At 70.6% G+C, this 17,341-nt stretch carries 18 protein-coding genes and 1 pseudogene; 7 read left to right on the top strand and 12 right to left on the bottom strand.

The window, feature by feature from the left end; all coding sequences use genetic code 11:
* Window positions 1–67: 67 nt before the first annotated feature.
* The gene (locus ACQEVY_RS04910) at window positions 68–754 is read right to left on the bottom strand and encodes a DUF3159 domain-containing protein (RefSeq protein WP_432945170.1); all 687 of its coding nucleotides are present in this window, start codon (window positions 752–754) and stop codon (window positions 68–70) included.
* Window positions 755–946: 192 nt separating this feature from the next.
* Here ACQEVY_RS04910 and ACQEVY_RS04905 point away from each other — a divergent pair, with 192 nt between their 5' ends.
* Entirely contained in the window at window positions 947–1,690 is a 744-nt protein-coding gene (locus tag ACQEVY_RS04905) for a MerR family transcriptional regulator (RefSeq protein ID WP_432945168.1), read from the top strand.
* A 46-nt stretch (window positions 1,691–1,736) separates the two neighbouring features.
* A pseudogene (locus ACQEVY_RS04900) lies at window positions 1,737–2,032 on the top strand (transposase); the annotation flags it as partial.
* A gap of 84 nt (window positions 2,033–2,116) precedes the next feature.
* Here ACQEVY_RS04900 and ACQEVY_RS04895 read toward each other — a convergent pair.
* The 3 genes from ACQEVY_RS04895 to ACQEVY_RS04885 all read right to left on the bottom strand — a co-directional run bounded on the left by ACQEVY_RS04895 (window position 2,117) and on the right by ACQEVY_RS04885 (window position 4,138).
* The gene (locus ACQEVY_RS04895; protein ID WP_432945166.1) at window positions 2,117–2,860 is read right to left on the bottom strand and encodes an ASCH domain-containing protein; all 744 of its coding nucleotides are present in this window, start codon (window positions 2,858–2,860) and stop codon (window positions 2,117–2,119) included.
* Window positions 2,861–2,923: 63 nt separating this feature from the next.
* The gene (locus ACQEVY_RS04890; protein ID WP_432945164.1) at window positions 2,924–3,430 is read right to left on the bottom strand and encodes an NAD-binding protein; all 507 of its coding nucleotides are present in this window, start codon (window positions 3,428–3,430) and stop codon (window positions 2,924–2,926) included.
* 21 nt (window positions 3,431–3,451) lie between these two features.
* On the bottom strand, window positions 3,452–4,138 hold the full coding sequence (locus ACQEVY_RS04885) for a TetR/AcrR family transcriptional regulator (protein ID WP_432945162.1): 687 nt from the start codon (window positions 4,136–4,138) through the stop codon (window positions 3,452–3,454).
* Between the two features lie 99 nt (window positions 4,139–4,237).
* Between ACQEVY_RS04885 and ACQEVY_RS04880 the strand changes: the two genes are divergently transcribed.
* From ACQEVY_RS04880 to ACQEVY_RS04865, 4 genes are all read left to right on the top strand, one after another.
* Complete coding sequence (locus tag ACQEVY_RS04880; RefSeq protein ID WP_432945160.1) at window positions 4,238–5,176, top strand: NADP-dependent oxidoreductase; 939 nt, start codon at window positions 4,238–4,240, stop codon at window positions 5,174–5,176.
* Window positions 5,177–5,210: 34 nt separating this feature from the next.
* Window positions 5,211–5,891 (top strand): SDR family NAD(P)-dependent oxidoreductase, encoded by a 681-nt coding sequence (locus ACQEVY_RS04875; protein WP_432945158.1) that lies wholly within the window; start codon window positions 5,211–5,213, stop codon window positions 5,889–5,891.
* A 122-nt stretch (window positions 5,892–6,013) separates the two neighbouring features.
* Entirely contained in the window at window positions 6,014–6,385 is a 372-nt protein-coding gene (locus tag ACQEVY_RS04870; protein WP_432945155.1) for a DoxX family protein, read from the top strand.
* Between the two features lie 31 nt (window positions 6,386–6,416).
* On the top strand, window positions 6,417–6,800 hold the full coding sequence (locus tag ACQEVY_RS04865; RefSeq protein WP_432945153.1) for an NAD(P)-dependent oxidoreductase: 384 nt from the start codon (window positions 6,417–6,419) through the stop codon (window positions 6,798–6,800).
* Window positions 6,801–6,835: 35 nt separating this feature from the next.
* Here ACQEVY_RS04865 and ACQEVY_RS04860 read toward each other — a convergent pair whose 3' ends face one another.
* Window positions 6,836–7,513 (bottom strand): response regulator, encoded by a 678-nt coding sequence (locus ACQEVY_RS04860; RefSeq protein WP_432945151.1) that lies wholly within the window; start codon window positions 7,511–7,513, stop codon window positions 6,836–6,838.
* On the bottom strand, window positions 7,510–8,715 hold the full coding sequence (locus ACQEVY_RS04855; RefSeq protein WP_432945149.1) for a sensor histidine kinase: 1,206 nt from the start codon (window positions 8,713–8,715) through the stop codon (window positions 7,510–7,512). Before ACQEVY_RS04855 ends, ACQEVY_RS04860 begins: the two co-directional genes overlap by 4 nt.
* A gap of 556 nt (window positions 8,716–9,271) precedes the next feature.
* On the opposite strand from ACQEVY_RS04855, the gene ACQEVY_RS04850 reads away from it, so the two are divergent.
* Window positions 9,272–11,470 (top strand): MMPL family transporter, encoded by a 2,199-nt coding sequence (locus tag ACQEVY_RS04850; RefSeq protein WP_432945147.1) that lies wholly within the window; start codon window positions 9,272–9,274, stop codon window positions 11,468–11,470.
* A 58-nt stretch (window positions 11,471–11,528) separates the two neighbouring features.
* Here the strand turns inward: ACQEVY_RS04850 and ssuE are convergent, their stop codons facing one another.
* The 6 genes from ssuE to ACQEVY_RS04820 are packed head-to-tail and all read right to left on the bottom strand — an operon-like array spanning window position 11,529 to window position 17,320.
* Window positions 11,529–12,086 (bottom strand): NADPH-dependent FMN reductase, encoded by a 558-nt coding sequence (gene ssuE, locus ACQEVY_RS04845; RefSeq protein WP_432945145.1) that lies wholly within the window; start codon window positions 12,084–12,086, stop codon window positions 11,529–11,531.
* Window positions 12,087–12,115: 29 nt separating this feature from the next.
* Window positions 12,116–13,501: an FAD-binding oxidoreductase gene (locus ACQEVY_RS04840; RefSeq protein WP_432945143.1), complete on the bottom strand. Its 1,386-nt coding sequence runs from the start codon at window positions 13,499–13,501 to the stop codon at window positions 12,116–12,118.
* Window positions 13,502–13,550: 49 nt separating this feature from the next.
* A complete protein-coding gene (locus ACQEVY_RS04835; protein WP_432945141.1) occupies window positions 13,551–14,654 on the bottom strand; it encodes an LLM class flavin-dependent oxidoreductase in 1,104 nt (367 codons plus the stop codon).
* A gap of 7 nt (window positions 14,655–14,661) precedes the next feature.
* On the bottom strand, window positions 14,662–15,645 hold the full coding sequence (locus ACQEVY_RS04830; protein WP_432945138.1) for an ABC transporter substrate-binding protein: 984 nt from the start codon (window positions 15,643–15,645) through the stop codon (window positions 14,662–14,664).
* A 23-nt stretch (window positions 15,646–15,668) separates the two neighbouring features.
* A complete protein-coding gene (locus ACQEVY_RS04825) occupies window positions 15,669–16,412 on the bottom strand; it encodes an ABC transporter ATP-binding protein (RefSeq protein ID WP_432945136.1) in 744 nt (247 codons plus the stop codon).
* 5 nt (window positions 16,413–16,417) lie between these two features.
* Window positions 16,418–17,320: an ABC transporter permease gene (locus tag ACQEVY_RS04820; protein ID WP_432945134.1), complete on the bottom strand. Its 903-nt coding sequence runs from the start codon at window positions 17,318–17,320 to the stop codon at window positions 16,418–16,420.
* Between the last annotated feature and the right edge of the window lie 21 nt (window positions 17,321–17,341).

Raw genomic sequence — 17,341 nt, 5'->3', positions numbered from 1 at the left:
GTCTCCTCCGGAGATGGTGTGGCAGCGTGTCGTCAGATGGGTGTGGCAGCGGGTCGTCGCGGTACGGTCAAGGCCGCTGGACAAGCCGCTTGGTCGACCGGCGGAACGCCCACAAGACGACCAGCAGGGCCGGCGCGAGCAGGGGCGCGCCCATGCCGACCTTGGCAACGGCCAGCCAGCCCGTGGAGTCGTTCTCGTACAGCCACAGCTGCACGCCGAACCGGGTCGCGAACAGGACGGCGAGGGTGGCGGTGGCGACGTCGTGCGCCAGCACGCTGGGACGGTCGTTTCGCCACGGGTGCCGGTTGCCGTGCAGCGCGTTCCACAACAGGCCGGTCAGCGGCCTGCGGGCCAGCAGGGATACGGCCGTGAGCACCGCGCCCGCGCAGCTCGCCCAGATCCCGATCAGAAAGAACCCGCCCGCCGAGCCGACCCATGCCGCGACACCGCCCGCGGCCGCGACGCCGAAGAGACCGCCGCCCGCCGCGGTGAACGGCTCCCCTCGCGCCATCCGCCACACGGTCACGAACATCGCCACGGCGAGCGCGATGCCGATCGCGAGCGGCAGCCGGCCGAGCGCGGCGTTCGCGGCGACGAAGGCCGCGATCGGGATGGCCGAGTACGTCATCCCCTTCGTACCGCCGAGCTGGTCGAGGAGCTTCTGCTGCGCCTGGCTCTGCTGGGCGGGCTCTGCGGGTGGTGTCGGGTGGGCGAAGGTGGGTCCGGTCGTTTCTGTGCCGTGGTGCTCGGTCATGGCGTCTCCTGGGTCGTCGCGAATCCGTGCCGTCGGTGCGCTGAGAGCCAGGAGAAACTGCGCCGTCGCGGCACAGTCAAGCCCGTTGGGAAGGGATGGAGGGGCGCTTGACCATGCCGCGACGGCATGGTTTCGAATGGCATGAGCAACGGCCCGCGCCGAACCGCCAGGAGTCGAAGGGAGTGCGAAGCAATGGCATGGAGCACGCGTGAGATCGCCGAGCTCGCGGGCACCAGCCTGCGGGCCGTACGCCATTACCACGAGGTCGGCCTGCTCGATGAGCCGGAGCGCCGGGCCAACGGCTACAAGCAGTACACCGTGGCCCACCTCGTCCGGCTGCTGCGCATCAAGCGTCTTGTCGACCTGGGGTTCCCCCTCGCCCAGATCGCGGAGATGGGCACGGCCGACGATCACCCGGAGGAAGCTTTGCGTACGCTCGACGCGGAACTGGCCGCCACCATCGAACGGTTGCAGCGGGCCAGGATGGAACTCGGGTTCATCCTGCGCAAGTCGGTGCCGACCGACCTACCCCCGGAGTTCGCCTCGGCGGCGGCGCCCGAAACCCCGATATCCGAGACGGATCGCTCGTTCGTCACCGTCATGAGCACCGTGCTCGGCCCGAAGGGCACGGCGGCCTACGCCGGCCTGATAGAGAACCCCGTCATCGATCCGGCCGGCGCGGCGTTCGAGGAGCTGCCACCCGACGCCGACGAACAGACCCGCGCCGACGTCGCCGAACGCCTGGTCCACTTCGTGCAGTTGCTGCAGCGACAGCACCCCGGCTTGAGCACCCTGCCCGCCGACGCCCCTAAGGGCGAGGCCTTCGCCAAGAAGACCGTCGACAAGGCCGTCCAGGACCTCTACAACGACGCCCAGGTGGACGTCCTCCGCCGCCTGCGCATCCTGCTCACGGAAGCACGGCAGACCACGGAATAGCCGGGCGGCACAGGACGGCCCGGGGGCACGCCTTAGACGTCATCTCATGTGGATCGCTGGTCTGTCGGTCGTGGTTTCGGTCGTGCAGCGGCTGGGGCAGGATGAGTTGTGGGAACTGTTCCAGCGGGTGGTGCCCGAGGCGCCTTCGCAACCACAGGGCGGCATGGCGATCGGGATGCGCTGGCCGCGATCGTGTTCGCAGCGACTTCCGGATGCACGTGGCAGCAGCTTCCCGTCGCGTCGTTCGGACCTTCCGGTGCGACGGCTCACCGCCGGTTCGCCGAGTGGTCGAAAGCCAGGGTGTGGGCCAAGCTCCACCGCCCGGTCCTCAACGAACTCGGCTTTCCACGCCGCCTATTTACGCGGGCTCTAACGCCCCGGGATTGCAGGGCGTCCGCACTGCAATCCCATCGGGCGTGGAGCTTTTCACGCTGCATCACTCACGGCGTCGGACGCTTCGACGGTAAACGTCGCAAATTCGACTTCGGCATCGGAGGGCAAGTCGGGATAGTGGCCCTGGAGGCCCTTCTTGAGCTCGTCGATGCTTGTGAATCCATCGAGCCGAGCTTGTTCGGCGGTGAGGCGATCGAGCCGGTGGCGTTCGACGCCAGTGATGGTGCCCTTCAACGTGCGGTGGACCTCGTCGTCCTCGAAGAGAAAAATCGCGGGACCCAGTGCGATCGGATCGTCATAGCGGACGGTGGACGTCTTCCGCGCGGCGGCGATGTCGTCGTAGTAGCGCTTGTTGAACCGAACAATTCGACGCGCATCCGCATCGGGGAAGAAGTAGGTGTCCGGCAGAAGCTTTCGAATCGGGCGCAGTGTCGGCCCGTCGTCGGTCGGTACGGCGACGAAGACGTCGGGATGGAGGTCGAGAAGCGCTTGGCGGCAGCGGCCGCACGGCGGGATGAGACCGCGACCCCGATCTCCCGCGGCGGCGATGGTGACGAGCGGGCCGGCTCCCGCTGCTGCGGCGGCACCGAGTACGACGAGCTCGGCGCACGGTCCGCCGGTGAAGTGGTAGACGTTGACCGCCTCATGGATCCTGCCGGCCGTGTCCATCGCCGCTGCGGCCACGGTGTGGTTCGGATCGCTCCCAAGGGCAGTAGCGAGCCGTTCCGCAGCCTCGATGACGCGGCGCTCGGAGTCGAAGAGCTTCATGAAGACCATGGCGCCGACCCTAGATCGGCCCAGCCGGACTCCTCGACACATTTGTTCTGATGGGCCTCATCCTCAGCGTGGTCGGTGGCTTGACATCAAGACCCGCACATTAGAGGGGTGCCCGCGACGATCGTCTACGACCGCACCAAGACCGTGGTCCGTCGCCACGTCGCGCCGGGCAAGGCGGCCCCCTGCACCCGGAGGCCGTCGCCTGAGCCGGGCACTACGACTTCGATGGGGACGTGCTGGCCGTCTACCGGCCACGGCGATGTTGTCGAGGCCGTCGGAGCCGACGGCGGCCAGGGCCCGCGCCCGGTGGAGGTGAAGCTTCTCCAGTACGGCGCGGTCGCCACCATGGCCGGCCAGGACGGGGATGCCCAGGGAACGGGCGAGGCGAACACCCAGGGCGGGGGGATCTCGCTCCACACCGACCACGCAACGGAGACGAACCTGCGCCGACTGAGGCAGGAAAACACTGACCTGCGCCGCCCCTTCAGCTGTACGAGGAAGCCCTCCGGCAGCCCCCTGGCCGGAGGGGGTGCGGCCTTTCTTGTGCGGCGGGCCCTGATCGGCCCTCATCTGGCCGTGTGTATCGGGGGTTCAGGGGGCGCCGGACGTGGGGCGGTTGAGTCGGATCATGGCGCGGTAGAGGGCGCGGGGTGCGGGAGCCGGCGACAAGGGTGGGAGTTCTGTTCCCGGGGTGGCGTAGGCGCGGAGCATCTGGCCGACCAGGCGGCGCCAGGCGTCGGGAGCCGCGTCGCCGGTGGCGGCGACGACGCCGGCGTTGGCCATCAGCAGGACGACCAGGTCCTGAGAGGTGAAGTCGTTGCGCAGGCATCCGGTGGCCTGGGCGCGGCCGATGAGTTCGGCAAAGCCGTTGTACGCCTCGGTGCGTCGTGCTTCCAGAACCTTGGCGGCGGGGAAGGTCATGGTCAGGACGTCGGCGAAGCCGCGGTCGGCGGCCTGCATGGCGCAGACGGCTTCGATGTAGCCGATGAAGCCGTGCCAGGGATCGGGGTCGGCGAGAGCTTCGGTGACGGCTTCGGCGTAGGCGTCCATGCGGTCGGCGAAGACCGCGGTGATCAGTTCCTCCCGGTCGGCGAAGCGGCGGGAGAGGGTCGCCTTGCCCACGCCCGCCTCGCGGGCGACGGAGGCCATGGAGACGCCCAGGCCCTCGGTGGCGTACAGGCGGCGGGCGGCGGCCAGGATGCGGTCTCGGTTGCGTTCGGCATCGACGCGCAGACTCTGCTCGGGCTGCTGGCGCGGGGGTTCGGCGGGTGCACTCATGTCTCCACTCTACCGAAGTGGAACGCATGGCCCACTTGTGGTTATGGTGGCACCACAGAAGCGGGAAGGCCGTTTCACTTTTTTGGATGGGTGAGTGCTATGCGTGCCGTGACACTGGAGGCCGTCCCCGGGGCCCCCGCGGTGACCGAACTCGAAACCCCGCGCCCGGCGGCCGGTGAGCTGCTGGTGAAGGTGGCCGCCGCCTCCCTGAACGGCTTCGACGCCGCCACCGCCGCCGGCTACCTGCAGGGGATGATGGAGCACCGTTTCCCCTTGGTGGTGGGCAAGGACTTCGCGGGGACCGTCGAGGCGCTCGGTGAGGGCGTGGACGGCTTGGCGGTGGGCGACGCGGTCTTCGGCGTGGTGGCGAAGCCGTACCTGGGCACCGGTTCGCTCGCGGAGTACGTCACCGTCCCCGCCGCCCATGGTGTCGTGCCCATCCCCGAGGGGCTGAGCGTGCGGGACGCCGGAGCACTGGGCCTGGCCGGGACCGCCGCGCTGGACAGCCTGAACGCCGTGGCTCTGGACAAGGGCGAGACGGTGCTCATCTCCGGAGCGACCGGCGGCGTCGGTGCGCTGGCCGTGCAGATCGCCGTGGCCCGTGGTGCCAAGGTGATCGCCACCGCCCGTCCCGGCGCGCCGGCGGAGTTCGTCGCCGGACTGACCGACGCCGAGGTGCACCTGGTCGACTACACCGGCGACCTGGAGGCCCAGGTCCGCGCGCTCGCGCCCGGCGGGGTGGACGCGTTGGTGCACCTGGCCGGCGACGGTGTTCTGCTCGCGGGGCTGCTGCGGCCCGGCGGGAGGCTCGTCTCCACCGCCGGCTTCGACCCCGCCGCCGTCGAGGGCCAGGACGTCACCGTCCACGTCCTGATGGCAGACCCGAACGCCGAGACCCTCAGCGCGCTGGCTGAAGGCGTCGCCTCCGGCCCGCTGCGGGTACCGGTTACCGCCGTCTACCCGCTCGAGCAGGCTCCGGAGGCGTTCGCCGCGTTCGGTTCCGGCGCCCTCGGCAAGATCGCCATCTCCTGCTCCTGAGCACCCTCACCCCTTCACGAAGAGAGATCTGATCATGCCCACGATCGCCATCATCGGAGCCGGCCCCGGCATGGGCCTGGCCATCGCCCGCACCTTCGGCAAGCGCGGCTTCGACGTCGCCCTCATCGCCCGCACCAAGGAGAAGCTGGACGCCCTCGTCGACCAGCTCGGCCAGGAGGGAATCACGGCCGCCGCGTTCCCCGCCGACGTCCTGGACCGGCCCTCCCTCACGGAGGCCCTCGACACGGTGAAGACCCACTTCGGCGGCATCGACGTGCTGGAGTACTCCCCGGCGCCGCACTCGCCGGTGCCCGGTTTCACTGTGGCCAGCCCGAGCGAGTCCACGGTGGAGAACCTGCAGCCGCAGATCGAGTACAACTTCTACGGCGCGATCGCCGCCGCCGGTGCCGTGCTGCCCGCCATGCGGGAGGCCGGAGCCGGGACCCTGCTGTTCACCACCGGCGGAGGCTCCGTCGACCCCAACCCGATGTTCGGCAACGTCAACGCCGCGTCCGCGGCACTGCGCAACTGGGTGCTCAACCTGTACAAGGAACTCGCGGACAGCGGTGTCTACGCCGCGCATGTGGCGATCAGCGTCTGGATCGGCGACGGCGGCCCCGAGGGCATTCCCTCCGCCACTCCCGAGCAGATCGCCCCCCTGTACTGGGAGCTCTACGAGGTCCGCGACCGGCCCGAGGCCGTCTTCACCGCCTGACATCCGCTTCAACGGCTGACGTCCGCCGGAACACGGTTCGCCGCCCACGGGCGGCGAACACTCCCGCTCGCCTCTTTTCCCCTTCTCCCCTCCCCAGCCCTCCCCGAAGGATCTCCGTCCCCATGAACGTCTTCCTCTGGATACTCCAGGCCGTCCTCGCCGCCATGTTCGCCATGGCCGGTGTCATGAAGTCCACCCAGCCCAAGGACAAGCTCGTCGAGAAGCTGCCCTGGGTCGCCGACTTCTCGCCCGCCACCGTCCGCTTCATCGGCATCGTCGAGTTCGCCGCCGCCCTCGGGCTCATCCTGCCGCCGGCCACCGACATCGCGCCCGTCCTCACCCCGCTGGCCGCGACCGGCCTGGTCATCACGATGATCCTTGCCGCGATCACCCATGCCCGTCGCAAGGAACCCTCGGCGATCGTCTTCAACGCCGTCCTGCTGGCCCTGGCCGCCGTGGTCGCTTGGGGCCGCTTCGGCCCCTACTCCTTCTGACCCACTCCACCGGCCCGGCAAGGAACCCGCAATGCGTGTCACCGTCTTCGGCGCCACCGGTGGCATCGGCCGCCTCGTCGTCCAGCGACTGCTGGACGACGGCCACACCGTCACCACCCTGGTCCGCAACCCGGCCAAGCTCGGCCTGACCCACCCCCAACTGGCCCTGATCACCGGGCAGTTGTCCGACCAGGCCGCCGTCCGGACTGCGGTGGCGGGAGCCGACGCGGTCATCAGCGCGCTCGGACCGACCCTCGAACGCTCCGCGACCGGCACGCCGGTGACCGAGGGCACGAAAGACATCGTGGCGGCCATGGAGAGCGAGAAGGCGACCCGCTACATCGGTCTGGCCACCCCGTCCCTCACGGACCCGAAGGACAACCCTCACTGGACCAGTGCCTCGAGCGCCTGTTGAGCGCTTACGAACAGCCACCAGAGCAGGTCCGCAGCTCAGTGGCCGACCTCGTGGTCGCCCGCTTCGATGAGGCCGCTTTCGTAGGCGCAGATCACTATCTGGATGCGGTCGCGCAGGCCGAGTTTGGTGAGGATGCTCGACACATGTGATTTGACGGTGGCGGGGCCGATGACGAGCTGTTCGGCGATTTCCGCGTTGCTCGCGCCCCGGGCGACGGCGGTCATGATCTCGCGTTCGCGGACGGTGAGGCGTTCCAGGCGGGCGGCGACGGCGGTGTTGACCGTACGGCGCTGTGTGAACCGGTCGATGAAGCGCCGGGTGATCGAGGGGGCCAGCAGCGTTCCGCCTTCGGCCACGGTGCGTACGGCGGTGGCCAGTTGCTCGGGGGGAATGTCCTTGAGTACGAAGGCACTGGCGCCGGAGCGCAGCGCCTCGTAGACGTACTCGTCCGGGTCGAACGTGGTCAGGATCAGCACTTTGGGACCCCAGTCGGCCTCCTGAAGGATCCGGGAGGTCGCCTCGAGGCCGTCCATCTCGGGCATGCGGATGTCCATGAGGATCACGTCCGGTCGGTGCCGGCGTGTCGCCTCGACGGCCTCGACGCCGGTGCCCGCCTCGGCCACGACCTCGATGTCGTGGTGGACGCGGAGAATCATGGCGAAGCCGCGCCGTACCAGCGCCTGGTCGTCGGCCACGACGACGCGGATGCTCACGCGGGCTCCCCTTTGACGGGCAGACGGGCGGTGAGGCGGAATCCGCCGCCGGGGCGCGGCTGGGCGTCGAGGCTTCCGCCGAGCAGGTGGGCTCGTTCGCGCATGCCGACGATGCCGTGGCCGGGCGGGCCCTTGTGCGCGGCCGGTACAGCCTGGACGGCGGCGCCGTGACCGTCGTCGAGCACCTCGATGGTGAGGCCGTCGCCTTCGTCGCGCAGGTGCACTTGGGTGTGGGTGCGCGGTCCGCTGTGTTTGAGCACGTTGGTCAGGGCCTCCTGGACGATGCGGTACGCCGAGAGGTCGACGCGGGCCGGGAGAGGGTCCCGGATGCCGTTGGTGACCGAGACGTCGAGGCCCGCCTCGCGGACCTCCGCCACGAGCCGGGGCAGATCGGCCAGACCCGGCTGGGGCCCCAGACCGTCGCGTTCGGAGTCCGGCCGCAACACTCCCAGCAGGTGCCGTAGTTCGTCCAGCGCCTGGCGTCCCGCCTCCTCCACCGCCGCCATCGCCTCCAGGGCGCCCTGCGGATCCTCGGCGGCCACCATCCGGGCCGCGCCGGCCTGCACCGTCATCATGCTCACCCGATGGGCGACCACATCGTGCAGTTCCCGGGCGATGTGAGTGCGCTCCTCGGTCACGACCCGCCGTGCCTCGGCGGCCCGCTCCTGGACGAGCCGGGCGGCCCGCCAGGCACGCATCCGCAGGCGCCGGCCGAGATACCACGCGCCGGACATGACGAGGGCGCCGAAGAGGTCCCCCGAGGGAGAGTTGAGGAGAAGGCCGTCGATGACGAGGCCGGCGACGGCCGCGACGACGGCGAGCGGGCCCCACCGCTGGTCGTCGGCGTGCCGCCCAACGCTGTACAGCGCGACGATCACCAGGACGCCCAGCGTGGAATAGCTGCTGCCCAGCGTCGGCGCCCACATGGCCAGCACCACGTACGCGACCGCGACCGGCCGCGTACGGCGGACGTAGAGCGCCGCACCGGCCACCATGGAGAGCAACAGGGCGGGGTGGAAGATGCCGGTGGCCGGGCGGACGGCCATCGAATCTCCCGCGGCCTCCTCGAGGAGCGCCACCCACAGGAACAGCGCCGCCGCGAGGACGGCGTCCGCGGCCCGCGGCCAGCGCGTGAACGGGCCGCGGAACCTGCGCGGCACGCTGCGGCCCGGCGTCTCGGCATGCGGCGCCCTGCGATTCATCGTCGCTCCAACAAGAGGCGTCCGGTGCCCTGGTGGGACGGTGCAGGTCATCGGGACGCACCGGGCACGTCATCGTAAATCCGGCTCGTAGGCACCGTCACCCGCCTGGGGACGGATACGGTCTCCGCCGCCGGCAGGAGGCGCCGCACGGTTCTCCCCGCCGCGCGCCGGAGGACCGAACCCGCCGTGCGGCGGGAGACGGCACCGGCGCTGTCTCCCACGATGGGACTGCTCACTCCTGCTGCCGCCGCACACCGATCAGTTAGGGCCGGTCGGCAACCGACCACGGGAGCCCAGCCGGCAGTTGTGGCCGGTCGGTAACCAACTACGGGAGCCAGCTGGCAGTTGTCGCCAGCCGGCCAACGCAACCACAGGAGCCCGCCCGGCAGTTGAGGCCGGTCGGTCACCCAACCACGGGAGTCGGCCCGGCAGCTCTCGCCGGTCTGCACCCAACCACCGCAGCCCGCCCGGCAGTTGTCGCCGGTCGGCCACCCAACCACCCGAGCTCAGCCGACACGTGCCGTCAGCCGGCACCCGTCCCTCAGGAGCCACCACCATGAACCACATCACGCGCCGCATCGGCGACGCGAGCGCCCGCCGGCCATGGGTGACCATCGCCTCCTGGCTGGCCGCCCTGGTCCTCGTGCTGCCTCTGGCCGGCCTGGCCGGTGGCTCGTTCGTCGACGACCTCGTCGCTCCCGGGAGCCAGAGCGAGGAGGCGATGGAATTGCTCGAAGAGCGGTTCCCCGAAGCCTCCGGCGGGAACGCCATGGCGGTGTTCGCCGCGCCGGAAGGGGAGCGGATCGACCGCCACCGGCCCGCCATCGAGGCGGCGGTCGCCCGGATCGCCGAGGTCGAGCACATCGCTGCGGTCACCGATCCCTTCACCGTCGGCACGATCTCGCCCGACGGACGGATCGGCTACGCCCAAGTCACCTTCCACGTACCGACGATGGAGGTGAGCCCCGAGCAGATCGATGCCCTGAGCGGCGCGATCGAACCCGTACGCGGCGAGGGTGTCGTCGCCGAACTCGGCGGCGACACCGTCTTCATCAACGCCGAGACGCCGACATCGGGCGCGGAGGCGGCGGGCCTGCTGGCCGCCCTGGTCATCCTGGTGGTCGCGTTCGGCACGATCGTGTCCGCTCTGGTCCCGATCGCGCTCGCCCTCGTCGCCGTCGCCGCCGGACTGGGCGGCATCACGCTGCTGGCCCATGCGCTGGACGTCTCCACCGCCGCCCCCACGATCGGCGCGATGATCGGTCTGGGCGTCGGCATCGACTACGCCCTGTTCATCATGGCCCGCTACCGCGAGAACCGCGTCGCCGGCCAGGACAACTCCACCGCACTGTCGAACGCCATGGCATCGTCGGGCGCGGCCGTCCTGTTCGCCGGCGGCACCGTCCTCGTGGCGATGACCGCACTCGCACTGACCGGCCTGGGCTTTCTGACCTCGATCGGTCTGAGTACGTCGCTGGTCGTACTGTTCGCCGTGGCGACCGCCCTGACGCTGCTGCCCGCACTGCTGGCACTGCTGGGGGATCGCGTCCACAAGGGGCGGCGCCGGAGCTTCCGTACGCGCCGGGCGAAGAACCCCGACAACCCCGAGAACCCCCACAGCGTCAAGAACCCCGAGAACACGGCATGGTGGCGATTCGCCCACCGCGTCTCCGGCCGTCCGTGGCCATACCTGCTCGCCGCGTCCGCGGCACTGGTGGCGCTGGCGCTCCCGGCACTGCGCATGGAGACGGGCTTCCCCGACGCCGGCAACGACGCGACCAGCACCACCCACCGCCGCGCCTACGACCTACTCGCGGAGGGCTTCGGCCCCGGCTTCAACGCCCCGCTGCTGATCGTCGCCGACCTGCGCAGCCCCGGCGTAGACGCCGAGGGCATCCCCGAACTGTCCCGCCGCCTCGCCGACGACCCCGGCATCGCGTCGGTCGGCGAGCCCCAGATCTCCGCGGCGGAGGACACCGCCGTCCTGCCCACGCTCCCGACCACCGCCCCCGCGGACGCCGCGACCTCCGACACCCTCGAACGCATCCGCGACGTCGTCCCCGACAACGTCGCCGTGTCGGGCCTGACCGCCATGACCGACGACCTCACCCGTCAACTCGCCGACACACTCCCGGTGTTCATCGCCGCGATCATCGTGGTGTCGTTCCTGCTGCTGGTGCTGGTGTTCCGCTCCATCGTGGTACCACTGAAGGCCGCCGTGATGAACCTGCTGTCCATCGGCGGCGCGTACGGCGTCGTCGTGGCCGTCTTCCAATGGGGCTGGCTGGGGGAGCTGTTCAACCTCGAGGAAACCCTGCCGATCGCCTCACCCATGCCGACGATCTTCTTCGCCGTTCTCTTCGGCCTGTCCATGGACTACGAGGTGTTCCTGCTCTCGCGCGTCCGAGAGGAGTACGACGCCACGGGTGACCCCAAGGAGTCGGTGGCCCGCGGCATGGCGGTCACGGGCCGCGTCATCACCTCCGCCGCGTTGATCATGACGGTGGTCTTCCTCAGCTTCGTCGTCAACCCCTCACCGCTCGTCAAGATGATGGGCCTGGGGCTGGCGACGGCCATCGTGCTCGACGCCACGATCGTCCGGATGGTGCTCGTACCCGCAGCCATGGCGTTGCTGGGCCGCGCCGCCTGGTGGCTACCCGGTCCCCTCGACCGCCGACTGCCCCGCATCGGCACGGAGGTCGCCGCCCCTGTCCCGTCCCCGCCGGAACCCGCGCTCGCTCCCAACCGTCAGTGACGGGGAACTCCCTGGGGCCAATCCTGTGCGGCGTGGCTCCAAGTCCGGCGCGGGGCGGTCACGCCACCACTCCCAGCGGCTCACGGTCGCCGAGTGCGGCGGAGAACTGGTCGACGACCTGCTCAAGCGCCTCCCTCGTCCCCGGCTCCAGGACGATGCCGCTGTCGTCCCGTCGCACCTCGATGTGCTGGTCGAGCACGAACCAGCCCGGCGTGATGTGGGCGGGACCCATGGAGGCGAGGACCGGGCGCAGGGCGTAGTCGATGGCCAGGACGTGGGCGGTGGTGCCGCCGGTGGCGAGGGGAAGCACGGTCTTGCCCGTCAGGGCGTACTGGGGGAGCAGGTCGAGCAGCGACTTGAGCAGTCCGGAGTACGCGGCCTTGTAGACCGGGGTGCCGATGACGATGCCGTCGGCCCGGTCGAAGAGCTCCGTGGCCGCGACGATCGCCGGATGGCCGAAGTCGGCGTGGAGCAGGGCCTCCGGCGGGAGGGTGCGGACGTCCAGGGGGACCACCTCGTGCCCCTGCGCCGTCAGCCGGGCGTCGAGGTCGCGCAGGAGGCGGGCGGTGCGGGAGGTGGGGGAGGGGCTGCCGGAGACGGAGAGGACGGTGGCCATGACGGAGCTCCAATGGAAGGAGGGGGCGGTTACAGGGCCTTGCCCGGGTTGAGGATGTGGTGCGGGTCGAAGGCCGCCTTGATGCGTTGCTGCAACGCGTGCTGGGCGGGGCCGAGTTCGTCGGCGAGCCAGCGCCGTTTGAGCGTTCCCACGCCGTGCTCGCCGGTGAGGGTGCCGCCCAGGCGCAGCGCGGCGGTGAAGATGTCGCCCGCCGCCTGCCAGGCCGCATTCGAGATGTCCGGCGAGGCGGGGTCGAGGACGAGGATGGGGTGGAGGTTGCCGTCGGCGGCGTGGGCGAAGGTGAAGATCCGTACGTCGTGGCGTTCGGCGATGGCCGTGATCTCCCGTACGGCGGCGGTCAGTTGGGACCTGGGGACGGCGATGTCCTCGATCAGCACACGGCCCAACCGCTCCAGGGAGGGCAGAGCGAGCCTGCGAGCTGCGAGCAGTCGTTCCGCCTCCACCGGGTCGGAGGTCGTCTCGACCGACGCCGCACGGTCCCGCAGCAGCCGTACCGCCAGCTCCGCCTCCGCCTTGGCCGCCGCGGACCGCCCGTCGCACTGCAGAAGCAGCAACGCACCACCGCGCGACCGCAGGTTCGTGCCCTGCGCCTCATCCACGGCTCCGAGCACCGGGCCGTCCAGCAGCTCGGCCATGGAAGGCTCAAGGCGGGCGGCGGTGAGCGCCGACACCGCCTCGGCGCCCTCGGCGAAGGTGTCGAAGCAGGCGGCAACGGTGGCGGTCGCCTCCGGGACCGGGCGCAGTCGTACCGTCGCGGCGGTGATCACGCCCAGAGTGCCCTCCGAGCCGGTGAGCAGGGCCGTCAGGTCATAGCCGGTGACCCCTTTGACGGTGCGCCGGCCGGTCCGTATCGGCGTCCCGTCGGCGAGCACCGCGTCGAGACCCAGCACCGCGTCCCGGGTCACCCCGTACTTGGCGCAGCGCAGCCCGCCCGCGTTGGTCGCGATGTTCCCGCCCACCGTGGAGATCGCCGCGCTCGCCGGATCGGGCGCGTAGCGCAGTCCGAACTCGCCCGCCGCGCGGTCCAGTTCGGCGGTGATGACGCCTGGTTCGACGACGGCGATCTGGTCGTGCGGGTCGAGGGCGAGGATGCGGTTCATCTGTGACAGGTCGAGCACGACGGTGCCCGCTCCGGCGTTCGCCCCGCCGGACAGTCCGGTCCCGGCCCCGCGCGGTACCACCGGCACCCGCAGGGCATGCGCGTGCCGCAGAGTCGTCTGTACGTGGTCGGCGTTCGCCGCGTGGACGACGGCGAGCGGCACGCCGTCCGGGTGGCTGCCGGAGCGGTCGGTCGCGTACGGGACAGCCCGGGCGCCGGTGCTGAGCGCGGGGGCGGGCAGCTCGCGGCGCAGTGCCGTCAACAGGGCTTCGTCCGTTCCGAGTTGGAGGGTCATACGCCTGCCCTCCAGGTCTCGTCGTCGACGAGCGCGCGCCCCGTCCGGCTCACGCGGCCGCTCCCGAGGCGGCGCGGTGGGCCAGCTCCTGGCGGACCAGGGGCAGCACGTGACGGCCGTAGTCGATCGCGTCGTTGAGCGGGTCGTAGCCGCGGATGGAGAGGAGTTCGCAGCCGATGTCGACGTAGTCGAGGAGCGCCTTGGCGACCGTCTCCGGGGAGCCGACCAGTGCGGTCGAGGCGCCGGCGGCGTTGGTGGCGGTGGCCGGCGCGGTCCACAGGCAGCGGTCGTGCACCTCGCCGCGTTCGGCGACGGCCAGCAGGCGCTGCGAGCCGACGTTGGCCGGGGCGCCCTGGCCGAGCGCCGGGTAGTGGCGCTGCTTGGCGCGTTCGGCGTGGTTGGCCTTGACCGTGCCCAGGATGCGGTGTGCCTTCTCCCAGGCCAGTTCGTCGGTGGGGGCGATGATCGGGCGGAAGGACACCCAGATACGGGGGTGGGGCCGCCCGGCGGCGTCCGCGTGCGCGTTCACGGCCGCGATCTGCTCGGCGGTCTCCTTGAGAGGTTCGCCCCACAGTCCGAAGATGTCGCCCAGTTGCCCGCCCACCCGGTAGGCGTCCTCCGAGGAGCCGCCCACGGAGATGGGGATGGTGTCCTGGTAGGGGGTGACGTCGGAGCGGAAGCCCTCGAAGCGGTAGTACGGGCCCTCGTGGGAGACCGGTCCGTCGGCCGACCACACCTTGCGCAGGATCCGGATGTATTCGTCCGAGCGCGCGTACCGCTCGCTCTTGCTCAGGTAGTCACCCTCGCGGCGCTGTTCCTCGTCACTGCCGCCGGAGATGATGTGCACCGCCAGCCGGCCCTCGCTGATCCTGTCCAGGGTGGCCAGGGCACGGGCGGCGTGGGTCGGGAAGATCACCCCTGGGCGGTGTGCCAGGACCGGCTTGATGCGTTCGGTGTGGTTGGCGACGAACTGCGCCAGCTGCAGCGCGTCGGGAGAGGCCGAGTGGTAGGTGACGAGGGTGTAGTCGAAGCCGCCGTCGTCCAGGGCGCGGGCGTAGCGGCGGGCGTAGTCGACGTCGATGCCGGAGCCCGCGGTGGGGTCGCCCTCGGTGGCGGGGTTGGGGTGGACGGCGCTGATGAACTCGACGGGCATGGCGGGGTCACTCCTTGACGAGGCTGGTGTCGACGTGGTCGGCGACGGTCGGGTTCGGGGTGAGCACACCGATGCCGTGCATGGTGTCGCCGACCTTCTGCACGGCGTCGACGACCTGCGAACTCACCGGCAGCAGCTCGCTGTTGGCCTGGCTGACCAGCGTCTTGGCCACCTCGGGAGAAGCACCGTTGTTCTGCTGGATGGCCTTGGCGTAGTCGTCCGGGTGCTTCCGCGACCAGGCCAGTGCCTTGTCCAGGCGGCGCAGGTAGTCCGCGACGGCGGCCTTCTTGCCCTTGTCGGCGAGTGCCTTCTCGGAGGCGCCGATGAACCCGTAGCCGCTCACGCGCCCGTCGGCACCGTTGACGAGGAGCCGGCCGCCCTGCTGCTCGGCAACCGCCTTGTAGACCCCGAACGTGGCCCAGGCATCGATCTTCCCGGAGGTGAACGCGGCCTGGGCGTCGGTCGGCAGCAGGTACTGCACCTTGACGTCGGAGTAACTCAGCCCCGCCTGCTCCAGCACATGCGCGAGCAGATACTCGGCGATGGACCCCTTGGCCGAGGAGACCACGACCTTCTTGCCCTTGAGATCCTTGACGCTGCGAATCGACGAGCCCTCGCGGACCACGATCCCGGTGTGCGTACCGTCGTTGCGCAGCGCGCCCACCGCCTTGACGGGCACGGAGCCGGACAGCGCCTGGAGCGTGGGCAGATCAGCGGCGTACGAGGTGTCCGCAGCCCCCGCCTGCACGGCCTGGAAGAGCGGCGCCGCGCCCTCGAACTCGGCCCACTTCACGTCGTACGACGTCCCCTCGAGCGCGCCGGAGGCGTTCAACAAGGTCTGCAGGTTCTTGGCCTGGTCGCCGATGGTGAGGGTCACGTCCGACGAGCTTCCGTCGGACGCGGCTTCGCTGTTGCCGCCGCAGGCGGTGGTGGCGAGCAGGGCGGCGAGGGAGAGGGCGGCGCCGAGGGTGCGTACCGTGCGGGTGGTCATGCGGTTCATGGGATTCCTGTGGTTCATGCCGTGGCCGCCGTTGCGGCCGTGGGCTCTTCGAGTTGTGCCGAGGCGTCGTGAACACCGAGCCGGTGCAGCAGCTCGCCGCGCAGCCGTACGAAGTCGGGGGAGCCGAGGTCGCGCGGGCGCTCCAGGCCGACTTCGGCCTCGTACGCGATCCGCCCGCCGTCCATCACCAGGACCCGGTCGGCGAGCAGCAGTGCCTCCTCCACGTCGTGGGTGACCAGGAGCACCGAGCAGCCGTGGCGTTGCCAGAGGTCGGCGACAAGTCGCTGTGCCTTGCCGCGGGTGAGGGCGTCGAGTGCGCCGAACGGCTCGTCGAGCAGCAGCAGTTCGGGCTCGCGTACCAGTGCGCGGGCCAGCGAGACGCGCTGGGCCTGGCCGCCGGAGAGGGTCTTGGGCCAGGTGCCCGCGTACTCCTCGATGCCGACCTCGGCCAGATAGCGCTCGGCGAGCGCCCGGTCGGAGGAGGCGGGCAGGCCGAGCACGACGTTGCGCCAGACCCGCAGCCAGGGCATGAGGCGCGGCGACTGGAAGGCCACGGAACGGCGCTCGGGTACGGTCACCTCGCCTTCGGTCTCGCTGTCCAGACCGGCGAGGATCTTCAGCAGGGTCGACTTGCCGCAGCCGCTGTGGCCGAGCAGGGCGACGAACTCGCCCTGGCGGATGGTGAGATCGAGTCCGTCGATGACGGTCTTGTCGTCGAAGGCCCGGGTCAGCCCGCGTACTTCCACGTTCGTGGTCATCTTCGTCAGGCTCCTTCTCCGTCGTACGAGGCCCGCCAGGCCAGCAGCCGCCGCGACAGCAGCCGTACGGCGAAGTCGCACAGCAGCCCCAGGACCGCGTAGACGGCGAGGCACAGGACGATGACGTCGGTCTGGAAGTACTGCTGGGCGTTGCTCATCAGGTAGCCGATGCCGGCGTCGGCGTTGACCTGCTCGGCGAAGACCAGGGCCAGCCAGGCGGTGGACAGCGCGTAACGCAGGCCCACCAGCGCGCCGGGCAGCGCGGACGGCAGGATCACGTACCGGATCAGACCGAGGCGGCCGAGCCCCACCATCCGCCCGGCTTCGATGAGTTGGGCGTCGGCGGAGCGGATGCCGCCGTAGATGTTGAAGTACAGCGGGTACGTGACGCCGAGCGCGACGAGCGCGATCTTCGGGGTCTCGTCGATGCCGAACCAGACGATGAACAGCGGGATCAGCCCCACCCAGGGGATGGCCCGGAACATGCCCATCGACGCGTCGATCACATCCTCGCCCAGCCGGAACAGCCCGGCGGTGAGCGACAGCGCGAGCGCGACCGTCGCGCCGATGAGGAACCCGATGGCCGCCCGGCGGCCGGACGCGGCGATGGCCTGCGGCAGTTCACCGGTGTCGGTGAGGTCGACGGCGCGCTGGAGGACATCGACGGGGGAGGCCAGTACGGTCTCGGGCAGCACTCCGGTGGTGCTCGCCAGGAACCAGACCAGCAGCAGCCCGAGGGGCCCGACGGCCCGGCGCACACCACGCGGGACACGAAGGGCGCGGGGCTTGCGCGGGGTCGCGGGGCGGTCGGCCTTCGTGAGGGACGGGGCCGGTGGGTCCGTATGCGGTGGTGGTGGTGCGTGTGTCGGTGGGGAGGTTCCGGATACAGCGGTGTTCGGGGCAGGCATGTTCGGCCTCTCGTGGGGACG

This window comes from Streptomyces sp. CA-288835 (assembly GCF_050936385.1).
GTDB lineage: Bacteria > Actinomycetota > Actinomycetes > Streptomycetales > Streptomycetaceae > Streptomyces.
The sequence above is the reverse complement of the archived record's forward strand: the minus strand, read 5'-3'. Positions and strand labels throughout refer to the sequence as shown.

What these genes read in the sequence shown, in the direction of transcription:
- ACQEVY_RS04910 (WP_432945170.1), bottom strand. Translation starts at nt 754, where the DNA reads ATGACCGAGCACCACGGCACAGAAACGACCGGACCCACCTTCGCCCAC.
- ACQEVY_RS04905 (WP_432945168.1), top strand. Translation starts at nt 947, where the DNA reads ATGGCATGGAGCACGCGTGAGATCGCCGAGCTCGCGGGCACCAGCCTG.
- ACQEVY_RS04895 (WP_432945166.1), bottom strand. Translation starts at nt 2,860, where the DNA reads ATGGTCTTCATGAAGCTCTTCGACTCCGAGCGCCGCGTCATCGAGGCT.
- ACQEVY_RS04890 (WP_432945164.1), bottom strand. Translation starts at nt 3,430, where the DNA reads ATGAGGGCCGATCAGGGCCCGCCGCACAAGAAAGGCCGCACCCCCTCC.
- ACQEVY_RS04885 (WP_432945162.1), bottom strand. Translation starts at nt 4,138, where the DNA reads ATGAGTGCACCCGCCGAACCCCCGCGCCAGCAGCCCGAGCAGAGTCTG.
- ACQEVY_RS04880 (WP_432945160.1), top strand. Translation starts at nt 4,238, where the DNA reads ATGCGTGCCGTGACACTGGAGGCCGTCCCCGGGGCCCCCGCGGTGACC.
- ACQEVY_RS04875 (WP_432945158.1), top strand. Translation starts at nt 5,211, where the DNA reads ATGCCCACGATCGCCATCATCGGAGCCGGCCCCGGCATGGGCCTGGCC.
- ACQEVY_RS04870 (WP_432945155.1), top strand. Translation starts at nt 6,014, where the DNA reads ATGAACGTCTTCCTCTGGATACTCCAGGCCGTCCTCGCCGCCATGTTC.
- ACQEVY_RS04865 (WP_432945153.1), top strand. Translation starts at nt 6,417, where the DNA reads ATGCGTGTCACCGTCTTCGGCGCCACCGGTGGCATCGGCCGCCTCGTC.
- ACQEVY_RS04855 (WP_432945149.1), bottom strand. Translation starts at nt 8,715, where the DNA reads ATGAATCGCAGGGCGCCGCATGCCGAGACGCCGGGCCGCAGCGTGCCG.
- ACQEVY_RS04850 (WP_432945147.1), top strand. Translation starts at nt 9,272, where the DNA reads ATGAACCACATCACGCGCCGCATCGGCGACGCGAGCGCCCGCCGGCCA.
- ssuE (WP_432945145.1), bottom strand. Translation starts at nt 12,086, where the DNA reads ATGGCCACCGTCCTCTCCGTCTCCGGCAGCCCCTCCCCCACCTCCCGC.
- ACQEVY_RS04840 (WP_432945143.1), bottom strand. Translation starts at nt 13,501, where the DNA reads ATGACCCTCCAACTCGGAACGGACGAAGCCCTGTTGACGGCACTGCGC.
- ACQEVY_RS04835 (WP_432945141.1), bottom strand. Translation starts at nt 14,654, where the DNA reads ATGCCCGTCGAGTTCATCAGCGCCGTCCACCCCAACCCCGCCACCGAG.
- ACQEVY_RS04830 (WP_432945138.1), bottom strand. Translation starts at nt 15,645, where the DNA reads ATGACCACCCGCACGGTACGCACCCTCGGCGCCGCCCTCTCCCTCGCC.
- ACQEVY_RS04825 (WP_432945136.1), bottom strand. Translation starts at nt 16,412, where the DNA reads ATGACCACGAACGTGGAAGTACGCGGGCTGACCCGGGCCTTCGACGAC.
- ACQEVY_RS04820 (WP_432945134.1), bottom strand. Translation starts at nt 17,320, where the DNA reads ATGCCTGCCCCGAACACCGCTGTATCCGGAACCTCCCCACCGACACAC.